Raw genomic sequence first — 23,057 nt, forward strand, 5'->3', positions numbered from 1 at the left:
TCCCGGTCTCGCGCGGTCTGGAGCCTTCCCAGAAACCAGGTGCCGATGTTGGAGAGGCCCTTGTAGTCGAGGTCGACAGGATTCTGCGTGGCGAGCACGACACCGAGTCCGAAGGCTCGAGCCTGTTTGAGCAATGTCAGCATGGGAGCCTTGGAAGGCGGCGCGGCGACCGGGGGAAAGAAGCCGAAGACCTCGTCCATGTACAGGATCGCGCGAAGGCTTCCCGTACCTTCTTGTCCGCGCATCCATCCAATGACCTCTTCGAGAAAAAGCGTGACGAAGAACATCCTTTCGGCGTCGGAGAGGTGGGCGATGTAGAGAACGCTGAGACATGGCCGGCCGTCGTCATCGCGCAGCAATCGGCTCACGTCGAGAGGCTCACCTTGAAGCCAGGAAGCAAATGCTGTCGAGGCGAGCAAGCTGTTGAGCCGCGTTGCCAGCGATAGACGCTCCTTCGCCGGGAAGAACGTCTCCAAATCCATGGCTCCGAGACGGCCGAAGGGGGGATCGACCGACGCTCGCACGAGCTCCTCCAGGCTGGTGGTCTCACCCTTCGACCAGGCGTGCTCGACGAGGTTCGATAGAAGGATGTGCTCCCGGCTCGTCATTGGATCGCCCTCGATGCCGGCAAGGCCGAGCAGCGCCGAGACGGTCGTTTCGACTCGCTTGCCGATCGCGTCAGGGTTGCTTCGCGCGTCTTCGCTCGGGCATTCGAAGCTCCGAAGCAGGGCGAGGGGACGCCCCGAGGCGCTTCCGGGGGTGAAGATCTGGACCGAGCCCGCCCGCTCGAGCATCCCGAGTCGCTCTTTGGACTGCCCCCACGCCGAGAGTCCCCGCTCCCATCTGGCGGCTTCGTCTCGAGCCAACTCCTCCGGCGTGACGCCTCGCCGGGAGGCCTCGCTGGGGTCGATCCACGCCGCAAAGGACTCGGGAGACAAATCGGTAAAGCGAAGGAGAAGGTTCGCCATGTCGCCTTTGGGGTCGATGACGAGCGCCGGAACGCCATCCAGCAGGGCCTCTTCGAGAAGAACCGTCGAGAGACCCGTCTTGCCGCTCCCCGTCATCCCGACGATGAGCCCATGGGTCGTCAGATCTTTCGAATCGTAAAGAAGGAGATCGGCTCTCGTCTCTGACCGACGAGGGTCGTAAACCTTCCCCAGATAAAACGCACCGAGCTTCTCGAACTGCATCTTTCAAGCGCCGAGGAACGACTCGGGATCATAGGCAACGGGGAATTTCCCGGCAAGCGACAGTCGATTCTTCGGAGGCGGGCGGGCTCGCGCGCTAACCGAGCTCCGAGATTCGCCTCTCGATGGTATGAAAGACGAGAGACCCCAGTTTTTTTTCAGTCTCCTCGGAGACGCCGATGAACCGGACCCCGATGCCTCGACGAATACGCAGCTCGGGAATCCCGGCCTTCGCGCACCAGATCACTTCGCCCTGGAGCTCGAGCATATCCTCCGAGTCGTCGAAGGAGATGCCGGCGATGTATAGGGTCACGCGGGCGCCCACATCGACGAGCCGATCGGTGGCGAGAAACGTTCCGCCGCGACTCAAGTTCACCACACTGGCGTCGAAGGACCCACCCTCGTGGTCGACGACCGCATGGGCCTCGACGGGAACGCGCAGGAGACTCTCGTCGGAGAGATTGTCACGAATCTCCTCGGCCGACGGAGACTTCGGCCTGTCGGGCCCCAGCCCCGAGTGAAAAATGATCAGGTCGTAGACGACCTTGAGCTCCTCCCACCGTTCCTCGTCCGCCGGGCTCAGACCCGGGTCCTTCCGGTTTCGGGCAGCATTCAGCTCGTCGTATTTCCGGATCAGATCGAGCACCGTCTTCACGTTGCTTCAATCCTTGCACGCATCATGCCGAATGGACTGTAGCACTTAAGCGTTACGATTGCAGGCTTTAGCGCGTGGGCACCGAGTTCAGCCGTGGGAAAAAACACACATTCTCTCCTTCGAGCCCATTTTTACCATGAAGAGACCCGAGTTGCCGCCTCCGGATCGTTCTTGCTAGTCAGGCTGATGAAAAAGTACGCTCTAGGCTGCGCGAGCGGAGCGAGCCCGGCGCGCTGGCCGCGCCGTAAGCAGCCCGAGCCGTGGCGGCTCGATCGAATACAGGTCCCGCCACGGCATTGAACACTAGAGAGAGATGAATGATGGAGAATCTGCTGCAGGATGCCCGTTACGCGCTCCGAGGGTGGTTGAGACGGCCAGGCTTCACCGCCCTCATCATCGTCACGCTCGCACTCGGGATCGGAGCCAATAGCGCCGTCTTCAGTGTCATCGACGGCGTGCTCCTCCGACCGCTTCCCTATCCGGACCCCCAGCAGCTCGTGCTGATTCGGACCGAGCTCCCCGAGCAAGGAGGTCTCTTTCCGAAGAGCTCGGGCCCGGAGATACTCGATTTGAAAGAGCGGGCAGGGTCGCTCGAGACCATCGGGGGCATCTGGGCGCGTCCTGCAGCGCTGACCGACGATCGAAGCGAGCCCGAGGAGATCGAGATGGGCTTCGTGACCGCGGGGTTTCTCTCCGTGCTCGGCGTAACGCCTCTTCTCGGGCGCGACATCTCTCCCGAGGAGGACGTCCTCGGCGCACCTCAAGTCATCGTACTGAGCTACGGTCTCTGGCAGCGTCGCTATGGCGGTGAGACGGACATCGTGGGCAAGACGATCGAAATGGACGGCATCTCTCACACCGTGGTCGGAGTGATGCCCGAGCGCTTTGCCCTGTGGATGCCTCCCGACTCGGGAGTTCCGAAGTCACTCCAAGCCTGGGTACCCTGGGGCGGGGGTTACGAAGAAATGTCGCGCTCGTTTCGTGTCTTCACCGTCGTGGGACGGCTTCGGACCGAGCTCGACGTGCAGAAGGCGCGCTCCGAGCTAGCCGATATCGCAGCCCGCATCGCGGCAGACTTCCCCGCGGATTACGAGCGGTCGGGCTTTCGGCTGCACCTGGAGCCGCTTCACGACGACGTGACCGCGCCGGTCCGCCCCGCGCTTCTGGTCCTCTGGGCGACGGTTGGCTTCGTGCTGCTCATCGCCTGCGCGAACGTTACGAACCTGCTCTTGGTTCGGGCGACGGGAATGGAGCGGGAGATCGTTCTGCGAACCGCGCTCGGCGCCAGCCGCCGTCGCGTGATGAGACAGGTCGTCACCGAGAGCATGCTTCTCGCCGCGCTCGGTGGCGCTCTGGGGCTGGTTTTGGCACGATGGGGCATCGTCGCCTTAGAATGGCTCCGTCCGGGAGAGCTTCCGCGCCTGGAAGAGGTCGACGTGGGCATCCGTGCGGTCGTCTTCGCGACCGTGGCCGTGACTCTCGCCGGTGCTGTCATCGGGCTACTCGCGGCCTTCCATCTTTCGCCCGCTCAGCTCCCCTCGGGGCTCAAAGGGCGATCCATCGGCGAGGGGGCGCGTCATCGCCTGCGCGGAGTGCTCGTCGTGGGTGAGGTTGCGTTGGCGCTCGTGCTTCTGGTGGGCGCGGGACTGCTGTTCCAAACTTTCGTCTCGCTTTCCGCCGCCGATCTGGGATACCGGACCGACGGAGTCACCACCTTGAAGCTTTCACTCATCGACTCCGCGTACTCGTACCGGGACCCCGCCAAGATCGCCGGCTTCTATCGGTCGCTCGTCGAAAGGGTTTCCGAGCGGTCAGGCGTCACCGCGGTTGGCGCATCGACCCAGCTTCCACTCGATGGCTTTTCGAACCGCACCGCGCCCTACGCCTATGAGACCGAAGACGACATCATCGAATGGGACACGGTCACGGCAGACTACCGTACGGTGACTCCCGGGTTTCTCGAAGCCCTCAGAGTTCCGTTGCTCGATGGCAGGCTGTTCGATTGGACCGACGACATGGATCATCCGAACGTCGTCGTGGTCGACGAGAAGCTTGCGGCGGCCGCCTGGCCCTCCCAGCCGGCCGTCGGCAAACGCCTTCAGGTACTCACTTTCCTCCACGGTGAGTTCCGTCCGACCTGGAGCGAAGTGATCGGCGTCGTGGGGCATGTACGCAATCACCCGGGGATCGATGGCCAGGAGCAGGTGTTTCTGCCACACTCGCAGTCGCCGCAACGCACGATGACCGTCGCCGTCCGGAGCGAGCTTTCGGTTGCGACGTTGTCGGCCGCGATTCGAACCGAAGTCGCCCGCCTCGAGCCTACCCAGCCCATCCACGCGATCCAACCCATGGAGGAATACCGCGCGGGTGCGGTCGCCGAGAACCGGTTCACGATGTTGGCCCTTGGAGCGTTCTCGTCCGTCGCTCTGGTTCTTGCGTCTCTCGGCCTCTACGGCATCATCGCCTTCACCGTGGGCCGGCGGACGCGTGAGATCGGAATCCGTCTCGCGCTCGGCGCAACGCCCCGCGACATCTTGCGGGACGTCCTGGCGCAGGGACTCCGGCTCGTCGGAGCCGGACTCGTCCTCGGGACGGCCGTCGCCCTTGTATTCACGCGCGTCCTCGAAGGTCTGCTGTTCGGCGTTTCTTCCAGGGATCCGCTCACGTTCACGGCCATGCCGCTGCTTGTCGTCGCGGTCGCCGTCGCGGCGTGCTACCTTCCCGGCCGCCGTGCCGCTTCGTCGCACCCCGCCACGGCGCTGCGAGAGGAGTGAACGGTCGAGTCGGTCAGGAACATGTGACCGGGAGCGTGGGTGATGAGAAGCTCCGGCCGGGCAGCGACCACGGCCAGGATCGCCGTGACGCCACATCCCCAGAAGACAGGCACCTCTCCGTCGAGAACGCTCACCTCCTGTCCGAAATCGGGCTCGGCAATGCGCGCGATTCCGATGGCGCTCGGATCGCCGCTGTGAATCGGGGCCCCGTGTGAGAGGGGGAATCGGCTGGTAATCTCGCAGACATCCGCCACTCGGCTCTTCTCCACAGGCCTCATGGAAACGACGACAGGGCCGGCGAAGCTACCCACGCTCTGGCAGCGGCGGTTCGTGACGTACATCGGCACCACTTTGTCCTCGTCCTGATGGCGAAGCGGGATCCCCGCTTCGGCCAGCGCACTCTCGAATGTGAAGCTGCAACCCAGAAGAAAGCTCACGAGGTCCTCGCGCCAGATCGGGACGACGTCGGTGGGCTCGGCGACGAGCTCGCCGTGGCGATAGACGCGATATCTCGGTACGTCGGTTCGAAGGTCAGCGGACGGAGCGCTCGCCCGGGGTGCGAGCTCACCGGGTGCCGTCTGCTCGATCAAAGGACAGGAGCGAGAGTTTCGCTCGCAGAAGAGACGAAAATCCGCCGCATGGCGCTCGGGAACGACGACGAGGTTCGCCTGGACGAAGCGGGGACAAAGCCCCGACGTGCTCGCACGAAACGCTCCCGAGCGAATCCGGGCACGAAGCGCCTCGAGCTCAGGATCCAACCGCTGCCCCTATTGGAGGACCCAGGCGCTCGTCTCCATGTCCCACAGATACTCATAGCTTCTCTCGAACCGGTCGGTGGCGTAGCCATCGAGCTCGGGCGTCTTGCTCTCTACGATGAAGCGAATCGTGCCGGCGTAGGGTCGCGCCGCGTCTCCCGGCACCGGACGGACCTCGACCGAATCGATCGTCCAGGTGATCTTGACCCCGAGGCTGGGGTTCACATCGGCCTCTGCCTCGCGCTTTTCCGACTCGGCGATCTCTCTCAAGGCGGCCTCGACGTCGGTTTGGGGCGGCGGGGACTTGGAGATTGCCGAACAGGAAAAATGGGCCAACAAAACGATGGCAACGGACAGAATCGTGTTGGGACGCATCATGAAGAGGCTAGCAGCGGGACCGCATGGAATTCAACCGACGAGAGAGCGCCCGGAGCTATGTCCTGGGCAGCCCACCGAAAGCGACGAGCTTCGTCTCGAGGTACTCCTCGAGACCCTCCTGGCCCGATTCGGAGCCGAGGCCGCTCGACTTCCATCCGGGGAAAGGCGCTTCGGTCGCTTGAGGCGCCCATTCGTTGACGCCGATCATGCCGAACTCGAGGCCCTCGTAACACCGGATGGCGGTGTGGATATCCCGGGTCCACACGTAAGCGGCGAGACCGTAGTCGGTACGATTCGCGGCGGCGATGGCTTCGTCCACCTCGTCGAAAGATGCGATCGGCAAGACCGGTCCGAATATCTCTTCGGAAAAGATCGGGTGATCCGGCTGGACGCCGCTCAGGACGGTTGGCTCATAAAAGAACCCCCGCTCGATTTCCTCGGGTCGAGAGCCTCCCGCGAGGACCGAGACGCCCCGCGACCTCGCATCCACGACCATCGCCTCGACCCGCTCTCGTTGGGCCCGATTGATGAGCGGCCCGACGTCCGTATCCGGCGAGAGCCCGTGACCGATTCTCAAGTCCTTCACCTGCGGAACGACTCTTTCCGAGAACTCCTCGGCGCAGCTCGCGTGAACGAAAAATCGCTGAGGCGAGACGCAGACTTGCCCCGCGTTGCGGAACTTGGCGGAAACAGCCGACCGGGCCACCAGGTCGAGGTCGGCGTCGGGAAAAATCAATACTGGGGCGTTTCCCCCGAGCTCGAGAGAGAGACGTTTGAACGTGCGGGACGCACCATCCATGAGGATACGGCCCACGCGCACGCTCCCGGTGAAACTGATCTTCCGGCAAACCGGCGATTCGAGAAGAGCTTGCCCCATCGGGCCCGGCTCACCATTGACCAGATTCAGCACCCCGGCGGGCAGCTCCACTTCGTGTAGCACGTTCGCAAGCTCCATCGCCGTGAGTGGTGTGTATTCCGAAGGTCGTGCGACGACGGTGCAGCCCGCGGCCAGAGCGGCGGCCCAGGCTCGCACCGGGTTGTAGGCAGGAAAATTCCATGCGGTGATGACGCCGACGACGCCGATGGGCTGCTTGAGCACCATCATGCGCTTCGACGCGACTCGCGATGGAATCACGCGCCCATAAGCCCGTTTCGCCTCCTCCCCGAACCACTCGAACAGGTCCGCCGCCACCTGCCACTCCCCCTTCGCCTGAGCGAGCGGCTTTCCGCTTTCCTTGACCGTCACCTCGGCCAGTCGATCCACGCGGCTGCGAATCCGATCGGCGGCGTTTCTCAGGTATGAAGCTCGAGTGTACGCCGTGGCGTGGGACCACGCCGGTAGGGCTCGCTCGGCGCTGTCCAGAGCCAAGCGGCTGTCCGTGCCGTTTCCGAAGGGAACCGTAACGATGGCGAGCTCGGTGGCCGGGTCGATGACGTCCCAGGTGCCGCCATTAGTGGCGTCGACCCATTCGCCTCCGATGTACTGTTTGTAAACGGAGCTCACGCCCCCATGTTACAACGAAGTGTCAGTGGCCTGGCAGGAACTCGGACAGCTCACCCACGACGACGGAGAAGGCGTCGTGGTCCGCGCGATCCGCGGTGCGGCCGGCGGCGACGGCCATCGTGACCTTCCCGCCGTGATCGCTCAGCCGGCGCGCGCAGGCTCGCATCGTGGCACTCGACATGAAGAGGTAGTCCACGAGAATGACGGGAACGGTCGGATCCAGCCAGCGGATCACCGCGAGATTCTCGTACAGCTCGGAACAACTGGCCGGACGTAGGCTCGGCGGGGCCGTCGGTTTCTTCCAGCGAAGCGCATCGACCACATCGGCCTCGACGCCATGAGAAGCGATCGATATGGCGAGCAGCATCGTCCATGGCGCTCCGGTCGACTCCACCGTCGACCTCAAGGTGGGAACGGGAACGAGAGCGAAAGGCGACTTCTCGGAGCTCGACGCCAGGTAGCGCGCGACCATCTCCCCGAACCAATCGATGGAGTCATCGGCGTTGGCTCGCGTAAGGAATCGTTCCTCCCGACCAACCGGTATGGGAGACGAGCCATGAAGCTTCTCTCCCCGGAGCGCTAGAAGGAAATTACGCACGTCGCGGTGCCTCGGGGTCTGCATGGCCTTGTTGGGAACATAGGTGGAAAAGCAGACCACCCGCATCGGGCCTCCAGCGGCCGAGCTATGAGCGAATCGACCTCGTGGTACCGATTCGTGGATTCGCATGGCTTGCTCCTCCCGAACCGAGGACATGAGGGAAGTCGTCGGCGCGTCGCCAATCAGGGGGTTGGGAGACTCAACAGTACGTTTTTTCCCCATAGCTGTCAAGGAGATTCTTCTCGGATCCAGAACAAAATGAAAGACTTAACTCCCTGCTAATGACTTGGCGATGGGGAATAGCCCCCAGGGCCTTCCCTTTCTGATCGCTGGGAATATCCCCGACTATACCGCAATGGAATCGGCCATGGTGGATGGCGAACCGCGCGAGCCCGTGATGGCGCCTACTTGGCCGGTGTTTCCATCCGGTGCACCGCTGGCTTGGTTTCTCTGTCGGCCAACGCCCTACAAGGGCCCTGGTCGACGGCGCCGATTTTGCCCCTCATTCCCGAATCACGCTCCTCAGTCGATCGAGATCCGCCTCGTCGTGGGTTCCGACGCCCGCGAGCACCGCGCGCGTTGCCGATTCGAGGAAGCCTTCGAGCTCGAGAAGCTGTCGGTGCTGGTCCGCGGCTTTTCCGGAGGCAGTGAGGATCGACTGTCGGAGCTTGGGCGCCTCCGCCCGGCGACAGGCGGCCACATAGGCCTTCAGAACGTCGCCGACCCCGGCTCCCGTTTCCTCGGTCATCCTGGAGAGAAAACCCGCGCCCGCGTGATTGACGAGATCGTTGACCGCCGCCGTCGCGATGATCTCTCGCCGCAGCGGATGGCCGTGGAAGCTGCTCGCGAAACTCGAGCGCAATCGCATCGGGAAATACTCGATGAGAAAAGGAAGGGCCTCGTCACTCTCGGGAAAATCGCTCTCCAGCACGTCGGAGAAAGCCCGGATCTTCACGTGTCCGAGGACGAGTGCCAGGAGGGGTCGCGGAAGACCCCGATCTCGAGAGGTCGTTTCCATAAGCTCGGTGCGAGACGGTACGTCGTTTCCTGCTCGATCCATTACGCCGCTCGAGACGAGCTTGGAGACGAGATCGACGAAGGGCTCATAGCGCTCGGCGCTCCTCAGACCGTCGAGGGTCAGGGCGAGCGCCTGGGCAGCGTTGTCGGCGAGCACGAGCTCCGCCACCTCCTCGGTCATCTCCATGAAGATTCGGTCGCGCTCCGATCGGTTCGCGATCTCGCCTTTCTTGGCGAGCAGGTTCAACAGAATCTTGATGTTGACCTCGTGATCGGACATATCGACGCCGCCGGAATTGTCCACGGCATCGGTATTGAGTATGCCGCCGTTCGCCCAGTACTCGAGACGCGCTTTCTGCGTGAGACCGAGGTTTCCGCCTTCACCCACGACGCGGGCGCGGAGATTCTCCGCGTCGACTCGCACCCGATCGTTGGCTCGATCCCCCACTTCCACGTTGGTCTCGGTGGAGGCCTTGACGTAGGTGCCGATGCCCCCGTTATAGAGGAGATCGACCGGGCTCTTCAGAATGCGCCGGATCATCTCCTCGCCGCTCACCCGTTCCTCGGTGATGCCGAGAACGGACTTCATCTCCGGGCTCACGGCGATGCTCTTCGCCGATCGGTCGAAAACCCCGCCTCCGGGGCTGATGCACCTGGTGTCGTAATCTCGCCAGGACGAGCGCGGCAGACGAAAAAGCTTCTCCCGCTGAGCGTAGCTGACATCCGGATCCGGACTGGGGTCTACGAAGATATGCAGATGGTTGAACGCCGCGAGCAGTCGGATCTTCTTCGACTGCAGCATGCCATTTCCGAAGACGTCACCGCCCATGTCTCCGATTCCGACGACGGTGAATGGGTCCCGCGAAACGTCGAGGTCGAGGTTTCGGAAATGGTGCTTGATGCACTCCCAGGCACCGCGCGCGGTGATACCGACTTTCTTGTGGTCGTAGCCCACGCTCCCGCCCGAAGCGAAGGCGTCGCCGAGCCAGAAACCGTAATGCTTCGCGACCGCGTTGGCGGTATCGGAAAGATGCGCCGTCCCCTTGTCGGCGGCGACGACGAGGTAGGGGTCGTCCCCGTCGTGACGGATGACCTCGGGAGGGTGAGCCACCTCACCATCGACGATGTTGTCGGTCACGTCGAGCAGACCGGAGATGAACTCACGATATCGCTCGACGAGGTAACCATCGAGAGCCGGCCGGGGTGGAAGCTCTCCTTTGAGCACGAAGCCACCTTTCGAGCCAACCGGAACGATGATCGAGTTCTTGACCATCTGGGTCTTCATCAAACCGAGGATCTCGGTGCGAAAGTCGTCGTGACGATCGCTCCAGCGGATCCCGCCGCGAGCCACCCTGCCGCCGCGCAAATGGATTCCCTCGAGTCTCCTCGAGTGAACGTAGATTTCGAACCGGGGTCGCGGGGACGGCATGCCTTCGACGCGGCCGCTTTCGACCTTGATGGCGACGACGGGCCGCTCGGGTCGCTGGTAGGCATTGGTTCGCACCGTGGCGTCGATCAGGTTGGCGAGCGCCCGAAGGACCTCGTCGTCCATGAGGTTGCCGACGGCATCGAGAGCCGCGGTGAGCCTCTCCTGAACGTTCGCCACGACGGTCTCGCGGCCCGAAACGTTGGGGTCGAAACGAGCCTCGAAGGCCTTGACGAGAGTTTCTGCAACCCGGGAGTTCTGGAGAATGACTCCATTGACCGTCTCGAGGTTGTAGTGCGGTCGAATCTGCTGCAGATGGTTTCTCAAGGTTCGAAGGACCTCGACCTGGCGCCAGGTGAGACCCGTCGTCACGATGAGAGCGTTCAGAGTCCCGTCGCTCGCCCTCTCTTCGTCGAGCGCACGCAAGGCATCGGCCAGTCGGTCGATGCCGCTCACGAGGGCGCGGATGCGCTCGGCGGTGTCTTCGATCTCGTAACGGTAGAGGTGAGCGCGATGTCCCGCGGGTAGCTGAATGGGAATGTGCAGCTCCCCCGTCACTCGCAGTCCGAGGTTCCGCAATGTCGCGAAGGTCTCGATGAAGCCCAGGGCTCGGGGCGAGTACACTTTCAATGTGGCATGCTCGGCCGAGCGCGGAACGATCGCGACTTCGAGACGCGCCTCGAGCAGCTCGAGGCGTTCGAGGTCCAGAGGCACTTCTTCGGGGGGCGTCGATTCACGATAGATGCCGCTGCGGGTCTCGTGCGTTACCCAGCGAAGAAAGAGCCTTCGGCCCTCTCTTTCGCCGAAATGGTCGGTCAGGGCCCGGGCGGCGACGTCCTCCCAGGTGGTGATGATCTCCTCGGTCAAGCGCTGCGCTTCCTCTTCGTCGACGGGATGATCGAGATGCTCGGAGTCGAAATAGAAGATGAGCACTTGCACGCTGCCGGCGTCCTCGGACGCCGCGAAGCTGACGCGACCGAAACGCTCGGAGAAGGCCCTCTTGAGAGCACTCTCGAACTGATAGGAGTACCGGAAACGGGAAAAGCCCACATAGAGGGCTACGTAACTCCGCCCCTTCCGACAATGGATCGCGATCTCGTCGTCTCCCGTCATCTGCACGATGCGGTCCATGAACGGTTTGAGCTCGCCGGCCGAGGCGTAGAAGAGCTCGCGACGCGGGAATTTGTCGAACAAAGCCCTCGTCTGGCGGAAGGCGTAGGACATGGGCGCCGCACGGCTCTCGGCGATCAGCCAGCGCTGCTTCTCGCGGAGCAGAGGAAGATCCGCGGCGCGCTGGGCAAAGGAGCCTTGAGAGAACCGTCCCAGCAGCAGCGTCGCCCGTTCGAGCCGCTCCTCCTCGCCCCATTCGCGCACGACGATGTCGTCGATGGGCTCGAGGTGGTAGATCGCCGAAGCGTCGCTCGTATAGTCGATGTCGATGATTCGCTCGTCTTCCTTCGACGGCGCGAGGGTGCGCTCGACACCGTCTATGAGACCCGGGAAAACGACTGGCAGCAGCGCCTCGTCACGGAACACGCCGAGAGCACTCTCGGGAATCCGAACCGGAACGCCGTCCGGTCCGACGCGATAACTCACGACTCCCATGAAGATGAAGTTCTCCGCCGTCAACCACTCGAGGAACTCCTGGGCGGGCTCGAGATCCGGGATGGTGCCCCGGCGGGAGCGAACGCGACGTTTGAGCGCTCGTCCGCTCGAGAGCATCTCGTCGAAGTCCTCGAGCGCGAGAAACACACACTTCAACACGCAGAAGATCTCGTGCTGGATCCGCCTCAAGCGCTCTTTCGATTCGATATGCTCGATTCGGAATCGACACAGGAGCTCTTTGTCCCCCTCGGAGTGCGCGTCGCCGATCCACACGACACGCTCCCACTGACGGCGAACCGTGAGAATCGGGTGAATCGCCGAGAAGACGCGGAGGCCCGCTTTGCGGAAATAGTTCTTCAAGCTGTCGAATATGAAGGGCGCGTCGGGCGTGTGCGTCTCTACGATGGTCGTGTCCATCGGGATCTGCTTGCCGCGAACCGCATGGAGCGACTCGCTTTCCTGCGAATGGCGGACCACGACGTGAAGCCCGGGGAGGCCCCGGTAGAGCTGGGTAGGTGGAGGGAGCTCCTTGACGAAGAACTGAAAGTTGTCGCGAATGCGCTCCGCGAGGTCCACGGACGATATACCGAAGGCCATCCACTCCGGGAGCGAATCGTAGACGACGCGGGCGAAGGACGAGAGAAGATCCTGGTCGTCCGGGTCGGTGTTCTGCTCCTTTAGGTGCGTCAGCACCTCGTCGAGTTTTCTTGCTTTCTCTTCTGCACTGACACTGAACATCGTAAAACCGCGAGAAGTAAGTTTAACCCCGATCGGACTTTCTCGATAACTCGATCGCCGGTACGACCGAGAAAGTCCACGCGTCCGCGGTAGACTGGCGCTCATGGATTTTTTCGGGCCTTCGGTCTCCGGCTGGTTCGAAGCGAGCTTCGAAGAGCCCACTCGCGTGCAGCGAGAGGGATTCTCGGTCGTCGCCCGGGGAGAGAACGCCCTCCTGCTCGCCCCGACCGGGAGCGGGAAGACGCTCGCGGCCTTTCTCTGGGCCATCGATCGGTTGACGCGCCTCGCGCCCGACGCACCTCCCGGGGTGCGTATCCTGTACGTCTCTCCGCTGAAAGCGCTCGTGTACGACGTCGAGCGCAATCTCCGAGTCCCCCTCGCCGGCATCTCCCGTGGGGTCGAGCCCCCCCTTAGAAAGATTCGTGTCGATGTGCGCACCGGGGACACGTCGTCGCGGGAGCGTCGGCTGCAATCGAGAGACCCCGCCGATATCCTCGTCACCACGCCCGAGTCGCTCTTCCTGATTCTCGGGTCTCAGGCCCGCGCGACGCTCCATTCGGTGAACACCGTCATCGTCGACGAGATCCATTCGCTGGCAGGCACGAAACGTGGTGTCCATCTCGCGCTCTCGCTCGAGAGGTTGAGCGAAATAACCGAGAGGGAGCCGCAACGAATCGGACTTTCCGCCACCGTGAGACCCACGGGAGACGTTGCCCGTTTCCTTGGAGGAACACGAGACGTAACGGTCGTGGACGCGACCGAGCCCGCCCACATCGAGCTCGCGATTCGTGTGCCGGTTCCCGACATGGAGAACATCGGGTCCGTGGCCGACACCGAGGCTGCCGGCGCGGAAGCGCCGCCACCACCCCGGGAGCCAGGCTCCCTGTGGTCCCGTATCTATCCCGAGCTCCTGACGCTCATCCTCAACCATCGCTCCACGATCGTCTTCGTCAATAGCCGCTCGCTCGCCGAGCGCATCGCCCAACGCCTCAACGAGATTGCTGGCATGCCGCTCGTGAGCGCGCATCACGGAAGCCTCTCCCACGCCAAGCGAAACGAGATCGAGGAGTCTCTCAAGATCGGTACCGTCAAAGGGATCGTGGCCACGAGCTCGCTCGAGCTGGGGATCGACATGGGCTCGGTCGAGCTCGTCGTTCTGGTCGAATCGCCCGGATCGGTCGCGAGGGGGCTCCAGCGAGTAGGCCGTTCGGGACACGCCGTCGGCGAGAAGAGCCGCGGCATGATCTTCCCGAAGTTTCGCGGCGATCTGCTCGAATGCGCGGTTACCGCGAGTCGGATGCTCGACTCCGCCATCGAATCCATTCGGGTGCCCGAGAATCCCCTCGACGTACTCTCACAGCAAATCGTCGCCATCGTCGCCGATGCCCCCCGCCGCGTCGATGAGCTCGAGGCCCTCGTCAAGCGCGCCTTTCCTTACCGCGAGCTTTCGCGGGACCTGCTCGTATCGGTTCTCGAAACGCTCGCCGGCCACTATCCGTCCGAGGATCTGGCCGATCTCAGACCCCGGATCGTATGGGATCGCGCTCGGGACGTGCTCACGCCAAGAAAGGGAGCGAAAATGATCGCTCTTCTCAACGCCGGGACGATTCCCGACCGGGGGCTTTACAGCGTTCACCTCGGGGAAGGCGGGCCCAGAGTGGGGGAGCTCGACGAGGAGATGGTCTATGAGTCGCGAAGAGGAGACATCTTCTATCTCGGCGCGTCGTCGTGGCGGGTGGAGGCGATCACGCGCGATCGGGTCATCGTCTCGCCGGCCCCGGGCGAGCCGGGAAAGATGCCGTTCTGGAAAGGCGACGGTCCGGGCCGGCCCCTCGAGCTGGGACGCGCCATCGGCGCGTTCGTGCGCGAGCTCTGGGAGACCGCTCCCGAGGAGCGCCGAAATTGGCTCATGAACCGTGCGCCGCTGGACGATTTCGCTGCCGCGAATCTGGAGCGATACATCGAGGAGCAAAAAGAGCACACGGGCTCGCTCCCCACCGACCGGGAGATCACGGTCGAAAGGTTCCGCGACGAGCTCGGCGACTGGCGCATCGCCCTACTGACGCCGTTCGGCTCGCGCGTCCACGCGCCCTGGGCTCTCGCGATTCAAAACCTGCTGTCGTCCCGGGCGGGCTACGAAGTGGAAACGATGTATACCGACGACGGCATCGTGCTGCGCCTGTCCGAGGTCGACGAGCCTCCCTCGCTCGAGCTTCTCTTGCCCGACCCGGACGAAGTCGAAGATCGGGTCGTGGAAGAGCTCGGCGGCTCGGCGCTTTTTGCGAGCGCCTTCAGAGAGAACGCCGCCCGGGCGCTCCTTCTCCCGCGTCGGCGCGCGGAGCAGAGGACTCCTTTGTGGCTGCAGAGGCTCCGGGCGAAGAACCTGCTCGGCGCGGTGCGGCGCTTCTCGTCTTTTCCGATCGTCCTCGAGACGTATCGACAGTGCCTCCGCGACGTTTTCGACCTGCCCGCCCTCGGGGAGGTTCTCCGCGGAATCCAGAACCGGACGATTCGGGTCCACGACGTCGAGACGCCTTCCGCGTCGCCCTTCTCCCGTTCGCTTACCTTCGCTTACGTGGCCAACTATCTCTACGAGCAGGATGCGCCGCTCGCCGAGCGCAAGGCCCAGGCACTGACGCTCGATCGCGGCTTGCTCCGGGAGCTGCTGGGTCAGGCCGAGCTTCGAGATCTCATCGACGCCGAAGTACTCCAGGAGGTCGAGACCGAGCTCGCCCGCAAGGCCGAAGGGTGGAGGGCCCGCAGTCCCGACGAGCTCGAGGACATTCTGCGCCGCTGCGGAGACCTGTCGGCCGCGGAAATCGGGGCGCGAACGACGGAAGATCCGCGGCCCTGGATCGGAAAGCTCCTGGACGAGCGACGGGCCATCGAAGTCTTGCTTTGCGAAGAGACGCGGTTCATCGCCATCACCGATGCCGGACGCTACCGCGACGCTCTCGGCTGCGCGCTTCCAGACGGTCTGCCCGCCCGAGTTTTGACCACCGTGGAACAACCTCTCATCGGGTTGCTGCTTCGATACGCCCGGACTCACGGCCCGTTCACGACCGAATCCGTTGCGCGCCGCTACGGTCTCGTGCCGTCCGAGCTCGAGCCCGTCTTGAAGAACCTCGAGAGCGACGGACGTCTCGTTCTCGGTGAGATCCGCCCTCTTGGCTCGCGCGCCGAGTGGTGCGACCCCGATGTGCTTCGACGACTCAAGCGAAGGACGCTCGCCAAGCTTCGTAAAGAGGCGGCGCCCGTCGAAGCGAGTGTTCTGGGAAGCTTTCTTCCCGCATGGCATGGACTCGAGGAGCCAGGAAGAGGCTTGACGAGTTTGCAGGAAGCCATCGATCGCCTCGAGGGGCTGCCACTTCCGTGGTCGTCGCTCGTCGAGAGTATCCTCCCTCGTAGGGTCACCGATTTTCGCCTGGAGATGCTCGATCTGCTCTCCGCTTCCGGAGCCATCGTCTGGATCGGGGCGGGAGCACTCGGCCCGCGCGACGGTCGCATCGTCTTGTATCGCCGCGAGCGAGCCGCTTTTTTGCTGGGCCCGCCGTCACCTTACGAGCCGCAGACCGAGCTCGAGCGAAGCGTGCTCGAGCATCTCGAGCACCGCGGCGCCTCGTTCACCGTGGAGCTCGCACCGAAAGACGTCTCGTTCCGGGACCTCGAGCAGGCTCTCCGGAGCCTGATGTGGGCGGGCTGCATCACGAACGACACGTTCTTTCCCCTTCGCGCTCTGGGAAAGACGGCAAAGCCCCGCACTGCCCGTGGCTCTCGTGGCTCGACCGGGAAGTATGCCGGTGGACGCTGGTCTCTGGTCAAGGGTCTCGCCGACCCAGCCGTTACCGAGACCGAGAGTGCCCATGCGCGGGTTACGATGCTTCTCGAACGCTACGGGCTCGTCAGTCGGGCAGCCGCCGTCTTCGAGGATCACCCCGGAGGCTACCCGGCGATCTATCCTCTCTTGCGGGAGATGGAGGAGCGAGGGCGACTCCGTCGCGGCCATTTCGTCGAAGGTCTGTCGGGCTCGCAGTTCGCCCTCCCGGGGGCCGTCGAGAGGCTTCGCGCATCGCGGGTCCAGAAAGATCCGGAAGCGAACGCTTATCTGGCCGTCGACCCGGCGAACCCCTATGGCGCCATCCTCCCCTGGCCCGCCAACGAAAAGGCGTCAGCCCGTCCGCGCCGCGTGCCCGGCGCCTGGGTCGTGCTTCATGGCGGCCGGCTCGTGCTCTATCTGGAGCGCGGAGGACGATCTCTCTTGACCTTCGGCGAGTTCTCCGACCCCGATGTGGCACGCGCCGCGATCGAGACGCTCGTCAGCCTTCCTCAATCGAGACCGCGCCGGCTTCGGATCGCATCCATCGACGACGAGCCCCCGACCGAAAGCCGCCACGGTCCATTGCTCAAAGAGCTCGGCTTCTTCCGAGAAGCGGCGGCGATGGTCTACGCCGAGCACCCCCGGATGTGAATGCCCAGAACATGTCAGAGCGATCGCCGAGCCTAGCCCTCGGCCCGCGACACCTCGGTGGCCAGCCCGCGTGCCCGCCGTTCGCGCGCCAGCGCGGAAGCGGCTTCGAGCATCACCCAGACGGTCGCAAAAATGATGCACCCGTCGATGACGACGAGGAGGTAGTTCTCCGACTCGTAGAGTCCCCAGAGCTGATAGACGGCCGACAGAAACGCCATGCTGGTGACGAACATCATCGGCGTCAAGGTGTATCGAGACGGCCTGCCCAGTTTGACCAGAATGACGCTCACGACCAATAGGGTGAGCCCGGCCAGGATTTGATTGGTCGTTCCGAAGAGCGGCCAGAGTACCATTCCCCCCGACCCCTCGGCACCGCCAGCTCCAAACGCGAGCACGAGGCAGCTTCCCACGGCGACCATGGTCGCCACGTAACCGTTGCGCAGCGGCGCGATACGGTAGATCGCTCCCCACTCCTGCACGATGTAGCGCTGCAGGCGCACGCCGGCATCCATCGTCGTGCCCGCGAACAGGACGGCCATTACCGTGAGGAGAGTGGCGGCGAACTCGCTCGACAACGAGGTTCCCGAGCTCACAATATTGGCTCCGCCGGTGACGAACGCATCGATCCCGCCACCGCCGAAAGTATGGTAGACCCCCTCCCAATCGGCTCGGGATTGAAAACCAGCCGTCGCGGCGATGATGGCCACCAGGGCCAGAGCACCCTCGCCCAAGGAGCCCAGGTATCCGACGAATCGCGCATCGGTCTCTTTGTTCAGCTGTTTCGACGTCGTGCCCGATCCGACCAATCCATGGAAACCAGACACCGCCCCACAGGCAATCGTCACGAAGAGGAGAGGTGCCAGCGGCGGGGTGTTCGCGGGAACATTGAAGTTCAACGCCGGAGCGACGATATCGGGCCGCGCCAGTGCCACGGCGACGTACAGCAATCCCAGACCGATGAAGAGTTGAATTCCATTGATGTAGTCTCGCGGCTGGAGCAGCAGCCAGACGGGAAGGAGCGAAGCGACCGCAGCGTAGGCGAAGAGGATCAACACCCACTGGGCGCTCGGGCCCAGTCCCCAGAAATCTGCCGGCAACGTGACCGGCACTCGTTCGCCGACGTAGATGACGGCGTATAGGATCACCGTACCGACCAGAGTGGGCCAGAAGATCCCGACGTGTAGCCGGTAGAGCAGCACTCCGATGAACAACGCGACCACGACGGCGCTCCAGGCGGGGATGACGCTCGCGGGCGTCGCAAGAAGGGCGTCGGAGATCGCGACGGCGAAGACCGCATTGACCATCAAGAGCAGAAGGAAGATCACGATCATGAACAGATTGCGCGCGCGCTGCCCGACCACGTCTCCGGTCAGCGCACCGATCGATTTGGCCCCGTTTCGCACGCTTGCCCAGATGGCGCCAAAATCGTGGACTCCGGCGAAAAAGACCGTGCCGACGACCACCCAAATGAACGCCGGCAGCCAACCCCAGATCACCGCGATGCCGGGCCCGATGATGGGGGCCGCCCCCGCGACCGCGGTGAAATGATGCCCCCAGAGGACGATCCGATGGGTGGGGACGTAATCCTTGCCGTCGCTCATCGTGTGGGACGGAGTCTCGAAGGTCGGGTCGAGCTGATAGATCCGTTCGGCGATGAACTTCGAATAGAACCGATAGCCGGCGAACATGCAGATGAGGCCGGCTGCGGCAATCGCCACGGCGCTCATGCGTCCGGCCTCGCCGCGGCACGAGCCTCATCCACGGGGTTGGTGGCCAAAAATTCCGTCGCCTTTGATTCGTCCATCGATGTCACCCTCGGGATTGGCGTTAGCTCGGCGGAGCTACCAGTGGAGAGTGACTATATAGTCCGAGGGCCATGGGTTGCTAGCCCTGATCCGCCTCCGACACACTTCGGAGCCCTGATGGCAGGTTGCGCATGATGCGGGTAGACCCGCCATCGTGTGTGTCGCCCTAGCGGGCGCTTCTGCGAGGGCCGCGGCCCAGGATTCCTCGACCTTACCGCGGCTCTGTCCGGTTCCTTTGGGCGGGGCTCACCGTCGCTTGCTTTTCCCCTGGTCGTGCGGCACGACCACCTGGGTCGCCCGACTCGAGGTCGTTCCCGCTTCGTCCTGGCAGGTCACCCCGATGGTGTACACGCGATCCACGCCTTGGCCGGATCTCTCCGCTCGAAGGCTCAGGTGCAAGCTTCCCGGCTCGTACATCCAATCCACCGACGTGTTGCCGTCGCCGGGACCGTTCGGATCTTCGTTGCTCGACACCCAGTCGATCCAGCACGCCAGGGCCGGGCTCGCGGTGCAGTTGTCGAAGCCGTTTACGATCAAGCTGACCTCGTGCATCTTGTGGTTGGGAGGCCAGAGGATCGATGGCGACGCGACGACCTCGAATTCCGGTGGGGTCTCGTCGATCACGGTCACGTTCGCCGAGCAAGAATGAGAGGCGTTGCCGTCGTACGCGGTCAGCGTCACCGAAGTCATTCCCACGCCGTAAGGACCGGGCGGTGATTGTACGAGGCTTATCGGATCGCCGTCGGGATCGTACGATCCACTGTCGACGTTCGCATAGGACTCGCAGCTCGCATCAGCGAATACGGTCATGTCTTGGCACATGGCGACCGGCGGCTGGTTCGAGCTCACCGAGAGAAAAATGTCCGACGAACAATGGTTTCCCGCTCCGTCGGTGACTTTCACTCTCCCGCTCCCATCGACGCCCGGATCGGTGAGATCGACCGCGAAGTGAACGACGGGCTCACCGGGAGCAAAGGGAGCGGTCGTTAGAGTCAGGTTCGTGGCGCCCGGCTCGAGCGACACGGAAAAGACTCCGGTGTCCACGTCGATGAAACCGTTGGCGTTGAGATCTTCGCCCAGGTCCAGGACTCCGTTGCCGTTCACGTCCTCGGTAAGCCGATCGTCCTCCGCCGTGGCCATCGCTCTTGGGGGGTCTCCACCGTTTTCCATGGTGCAGAGGGGAGCGTTCTCGTCCCCGATCGGGTTGATCCACTCGAATTGGGCACCGCCGGCGTAGAGGTAGGAATCCTTTTCATCATAGCCTTCGACGGTGATTCCGTGCGGAGCGCTCGACGACGTCGAATGCGTGCCGGAGTCGAGAGGCTGCACGGTGGCAGAGAAGCCGCTGCTCCCGATGGGACTGAAGTCCGACGCGGGGATGGGAGCTCCGTCGAGCAGCAGACTCCCCACGTCGGAGTCATGGGCGATGATCGACACGTAGTTCGACAGGAATTGGTCCGCTCCCACCGTGGAGAACGTGTACTGGGGAAGGAACTGCGCGCTGGGAATTACGTTGCCCATCGAGGGATCGCCCGGCAGGCGGAAGCCCGAGCCGGTCATGTACTGACCGACGAAGATGGGCTTATCCGCAGCGAACACATGATCGCCGGGGATGGGCCCGATCTCGACGAACTGTCCGCGGTGGATCGTGCCGAGGGATGCGCCATCGAGCACGACGTGCGTGTCATCGACGGATGCCACCACCCGATAGACGCTGCCGCCGGGGCGATTGGGAAGATTGGCAACCGCGGCTTCGCGGCCCCACGTTCGCACCGGATGAGCCACCTCGAATAGGTGATCACAGAAGCTCGTGCTCGTCGGGACCTCGGCGCACACGTTGCCGTTGGTTACGCCCACGGGGCGGTCGGCGGCGACGATCGTCCCGCTCAAGGAAGTGGTTTTGCTCGTCGATTGGGTCCTTCCAAAATATCCTTCCCCCCGATCGAGGAACACGTCGAATGGAACGCCAGCTGGACGACCAACCAGATCGATGGCCGGGGTAATGGTGACCGTTGTCCCATCGTAGGCAGCGACGACGACGAACTCGGCGTCGAAAAATCCACGATTGTAATCGAGCACGATGTACTCGGTGTTGAGAACATCGACGGGCAAACCGAGCGCGGCATCGCTGCTGAAATCCCGCCGATTGATCAAGTAGGCGACGAATTCATCGTCGGCGAAAGCCCTGACGGCGTTGTTTGCCGCGGTGTCGGCCAACCAGCCCATTGACGCTTCCTGAGGCAAAGCGACCATCGTGACGGAACCAGGATTCACCGGGACGCTCTCGATGAACGTGGGAAAGTTCACCGGATAGGTCACGGTGACAGTGGTCGCAACGTCTGCCGTGAGATGAAGCTCGATCTGGGCATTGTGATCCAGGTTGGGTAGAAAGGCCATGATGAAGTCGGTGCCCTTGTTGTCCATCGGCGTGGCGAATAGCGTCGTTCCCAAAAGAGATATCCCCACGAGGACGGCGCAGTGGAACCGGAGACGTTTTGCCAGACGATTTTGGCGCGCTGTGGAGGAACGAACACCCTCTGCTCTCGACCCTTGGTGTTGAATCATGGTGATACCACCAATATGTGGACTCGCCCGGCCCCGGAGAATGAGGAAGATCACAACACTCGAAAACGCTGTCAGGGTGTGGGGCCGATCCCCCCGGCTGTCGCCGGGACGGTCACTTTGGCTGAACTTCGCGCCGTCACGTGGTGGTTTCCCATCGACGACGGAAGGCTGTCGGGTGTAGTAAATTAACCGCGAATGCGGGAGTCGAAAGAGGTCGCGGAGTCGAAGAAATGGAACACTCGTACGAAGAGCTCAAGATGAAGACGGTGGCGCAGCTTCGAGAGATCGCGGCGGGTATCGACAACGAGGCGTTGAACGGCCACAAGACGATGCACAAAGATCAGCTCGTCCTGGCGCTTTGCACCGCTCTCGGTATCGATGCGCGCGCGCATCACGCGGTCGTCGGAATCGACAAGTCCAGGGTCAAGGCACAAATCCGCGCTTTGAAAGCGAAGCGGGCGGCGGCGCTCGAGGCAAAAGACGCTTCCGAGCTCAAGCGAGTTCGCCACAACGTCAAACGCCTCAAGCAAAAGATCAAACGCGCAACCGTCTAGTCGAGCCTTCTCCTCACCGGCTCCGGTACAGGTCGGTGCTCAAATACTTCAAGCCGGAGTCGGCCATCAACGTGACCACCTTCGCGTCTGGTCCAAGCGTCTCCGCGACTCGAATCGCGGCGACGACGTTTGCCCCGGTGGACGTCCCGGCGAAGAGCCCTTCCTCCCGGGCGAGGCGCCTCGCCATATCCATCGCCGCATCCGTTCCCACGGAGACGATTTCGTCGACCAGAGCCGGATCCCAGAGGGGTGGTGTGTAGCCAATCCCGACGCCTTCGATATGGTGCGGTCCCGGTGGACCTCCCTGGAGCACCGATGACTCTGCGGGCTCGACCGCGACGATCTCGACACTCGGTTTGTACCTCTTCAGGACGGTGGCGACCCCCCGCGAGGAAGCCGACGTACCCACGCATTGAACGAAGGCGTCGATCTCTCCTCTCGTCTGGCTCCAGATCTCCTCGCCCAGCGGATAGAAGCCGGCGATGCTGTCATGATTGTTGAGCTGGTCGGTCCAATAGGTGTGCGGCTCCCCGCTCAAAGAACGGGCGGTCTCGATCATTTCCAGGATCAGTTTCTTTGTCGTTCGACCTCCCTCGCTCGGCACGATCGTGAGCTCCGCGCCCAGCGCGGCCATGTGATCCAGCTTCTCCTGGCTGAACGCGTCGGAGCTGACGATCCGGAGCCGGTACCCTTTTACGGCGCAGACCAGCGCGAGAGACGTCCCGGTGCTTCCACCGGTGTATTCGATCACGGTATCTCCTGACTTCAGTCGACCGTCCGTCTCCGCCCGTGAAACCAGCGAATGCGCCATCCGGTCTTTCATACTGCCGGTGGGGTTCTCCCCCTCGAGCTTTACCAAGATGGCCGCGCCGCTCGATGGAACGACCTTCTCGAGGCGAACCAACGACGTGTTTCCAATCGTGTCGAGAATCTCCATTGGTTTGATCCCTTCGTCACTCGGCGCGCCCGATTCCGTGCGCCGTTCCAGAGCAAGCTCCCGGGTTTCCTGACGTCCTCCCGGCTCCGCC

13 protein-coding genes are annotated in these 23,057 nt (G+C 63.2%); 3 read left to right on the forward strand and 10 right to left on the reverse strand.

What is annotated here, in order from left to right; genetic code table 11:
- The coding region (locus VEK15_22440; protein ID HXV63477.1) for a DUF87 domain-containing protein at positions 1–1,190 on the reverse strand (1,190 nt) is incomplete at its 3' end.
- Positions 1,191–1,284: 94 nt separating this feature from the next.
- A complete protein-coding gene (locus tag VEK15_22445; protein ID HXV63478.1) occupies positions 1,285–1,842 on the reverse strand; it encodes a PilZ domain-containing protein in 558 nt (185 codons plus the stop codon).
- Positions 1,843–2,159: 317 nt separating this feature from the next.
- On the opposite strand from VEK15_22445, the gene VEK15_22450 reads away from it, so the two are divergent.
- Complete coding sequence (locus VEK15_22450; protein ID HXV63479.1) at positions 2,160–4,616, forward strand: ABC transporter permease; 2,457 nt, start codon at positions 2,160–2,162, stop codon at positions 4,614–4,616.
- Here the strand turns inward: VEK15_22450 and VEK15_22455 are convergent.
- The 5 genes from VEK15_22455 to VEK15_22475 all read right to left on the reverse strand — a co-directional run bounded on the left by VEK15_22455 (position 4,556) and on the right by VEK15_22475 (position 12,637).
- Positions 4,556–5,374 carry a putative hydro-lyase gene (locus tag VEK15_22455; protein HXV63480.1) on the reverse strand — a complete coding sequence of 273 codons (819 nt, stop codon included), beginning with the start codon at positions 5,372–5,374 and terminating at the stop codon, positions 4,556–4,558. The genes VEK15_22450 and VEK15_22455 overlap by 61 nt on opposite strands.
- A 9-nt stretch (positions 5,375–5,383) precedes the next feature.
- Complete coding sequence (locus tag VEK15_22460; GenBank protein HXV63481.1) at positions 5,384–5,749, reverse strand: hypothetical protein; 366 nt, start codon at positions 5,747–5,749, stop codon at positions 5,384–5,386.
- 55 nt (positions 5,750–5,804) lie between these two features.
- Positions 5,805–7,253, reverse strand: a complete 1,449-nt coding sequence (locus VEK15_22465; protein HXV63482.1) for an NAD-dependent succinate-semialdehyde dehydrogenase — start codon at positions 7,251–7,253, stop codon at positions 5,805–5,807.
- A gap of 22 nt (positions 7,254–7,275) precedes the next feature.
- Positions 7,276–7,980 (reverse strand): hypothetical protein, encoded by a 705-nt coding sequence (locus tag VEK15_22470; GenBank protein ID HXV63483.1) that lies wholly within the window; start codon positions 7,978–7,980, stop codon positions 7,276–7,278.
- A gap of 373 nt (positions 7,981–8,353) precedes the next feature.
- Positions 8,354–12,637 carry an NAD-glutamate dehydrogenase domain-containing protein gene (locus tag VEK15_22475; protein HXV63484.1) on the reverse strand — a complete coding sequence of 1,428 codons (4,284 nt, stop codon included), beginning with the start codon at positions 12,635–12,637 and terminating at the stop codon, positions 8,354–8,356.
- A gap of 103 nt (positions 12,638–12,740) precedes the next feature.
- On the opposite strand from VEK15_22475, the gene VEK15_22480 reads away from it, so the two are divergent.
- Complete coding sequence (locus tag VEK15_22480; GenBank protein HXV63485.1) at positions 12,741–17,105, forward strand: DEAD/DEAH box helicase; 4,365 nt, start codon at positions 12,741–12,743, stop codon at positions 17,103–17,105.
- Positions 17,106–17,137: 32 nt separating this feature from the next.
- Here VEK15_22480 and VEK15_22485 read toward each other — a convergent pair whose 3' ends face one another.
- On the reverse strand, positions 17,138–18,832 hold the full coding sequence (locus VEK15_22485) for a carbon starvation protein A (GenBank protein ID HXV63486.1): 1,695 nt from the start codon (positions 18,830–18,832) through the stop codon (positions 17,138–17,140).
- Positions 18,833–19,156: 324 nt separating this feature from the next.
- A complete protein-coding gene (locus VEK15_22490; protein HXV63487.1) occupies positions 19,157–21,376 on the reverse strand; it encodes an IgGFc-binding protein in 2,220 nt (739 codons plus the stop codon).
- Positions 21,377–21,705: 329 nt separating this feature from the next.
- Between VEK15_22490 and VEK15_22495 the strand changes: the two genes are divergently transcribed.
- Positions 21,706–22,029, forward strand: a complete 324-nt coding sequence (locus VEK15_22495; GenBank protein HXV63488.1) for a hypothetical protein — start codon at positions 21,706–21,708, stop codon at positions 22,027–22,029.
- Between the two features lie 13 nt (positions 22,030–22,042).
- On the opposite strand, the gene VEK15_22500 is transcribed toward VEK15_22495, so the two are convergent.
- Entirely contained in the window at positions 22,043–22,966 is a 924-nt protein-coding gene (locus tag VEK15_22500; GenBank protein ID HXV63489.1) for a cysteine synthase family protein, read from the reverse strand.
- Positions 22,967–23,057 lie beyond the last annotated feature (91 nt).

The sequence above is a fragment of the Vicinamibacteria bacterium genome (assembly GCA_035620555.1).
In the GTDB taxonomy this organism is placed as follows: Bacteria; Acidobacteriota; Vicinamibacteria; order Marinacidobacterales; family SMYC01; genus DASPGQ01.

What these genes read in the sequence shown, in the direction of transcription:
- VEK15_22500 (HXV63489.1), bottom strand. Translation starts at nt 22,966, where the DNA reads ATGGAGATTCTCGACACGATTGGAAACACGTCGTTGGTTCGCCTCGAG.
- VEK15_22485 (HXV63486.1), bottom strand. Translation starts at nt 18,832, where the DNA reads ATGAGCGCCGTGGCGATTGCCGCAGCCGGCCTCATCTGCATGTTCGCC.
- VEK15_22495 (HXV63488.1), top strand. Translation starts at nt 21,706, where the DNA reads ATGGAACACTCGTACGAAGAGCTCAAGATGAAGACGGTGGCGCAGCTT.
- VEK15_22470 (HXV63483.1), bottom strand. Translation starts at nt 7,980, where the DNA reads ATGCGAATCCACGAATCGGTACCACGAGGTCGATTCGCTCATAGCTCG.
- VEK15_22460 (HXV63481.1), bottom strand. Translation starts at nt 5,749, where the DNA reads ATGATGCGTCCCAACACGATTCTGTCCGTTGCCATCGTTTTGTTGGCC.
- VEK15_22450 (HXV63479.1), top strand. Translation starts at nt 2,160, where the DNA reads ATGATGGAGAATCTGCTGCAGGATGCCCGTTACGCGCTCCGAGGGTGG.
- VEK15_22480 (HXV63485.1), top strand. Translation starts at nt 12,741, where the DNA reads ATGGATTTTTTCGGGCCTTCGGTCTCCGGCTGGTTCGAAGCGAGCTTC.
- VEK15_22475 (HXV63484.1), bottom strand. Translation starts at nt 12,637, where the DNA reads ATGTTCAGTGTCAGTGCAGAAGAGAAAGCAAGAAAACTCGACGAGGTG.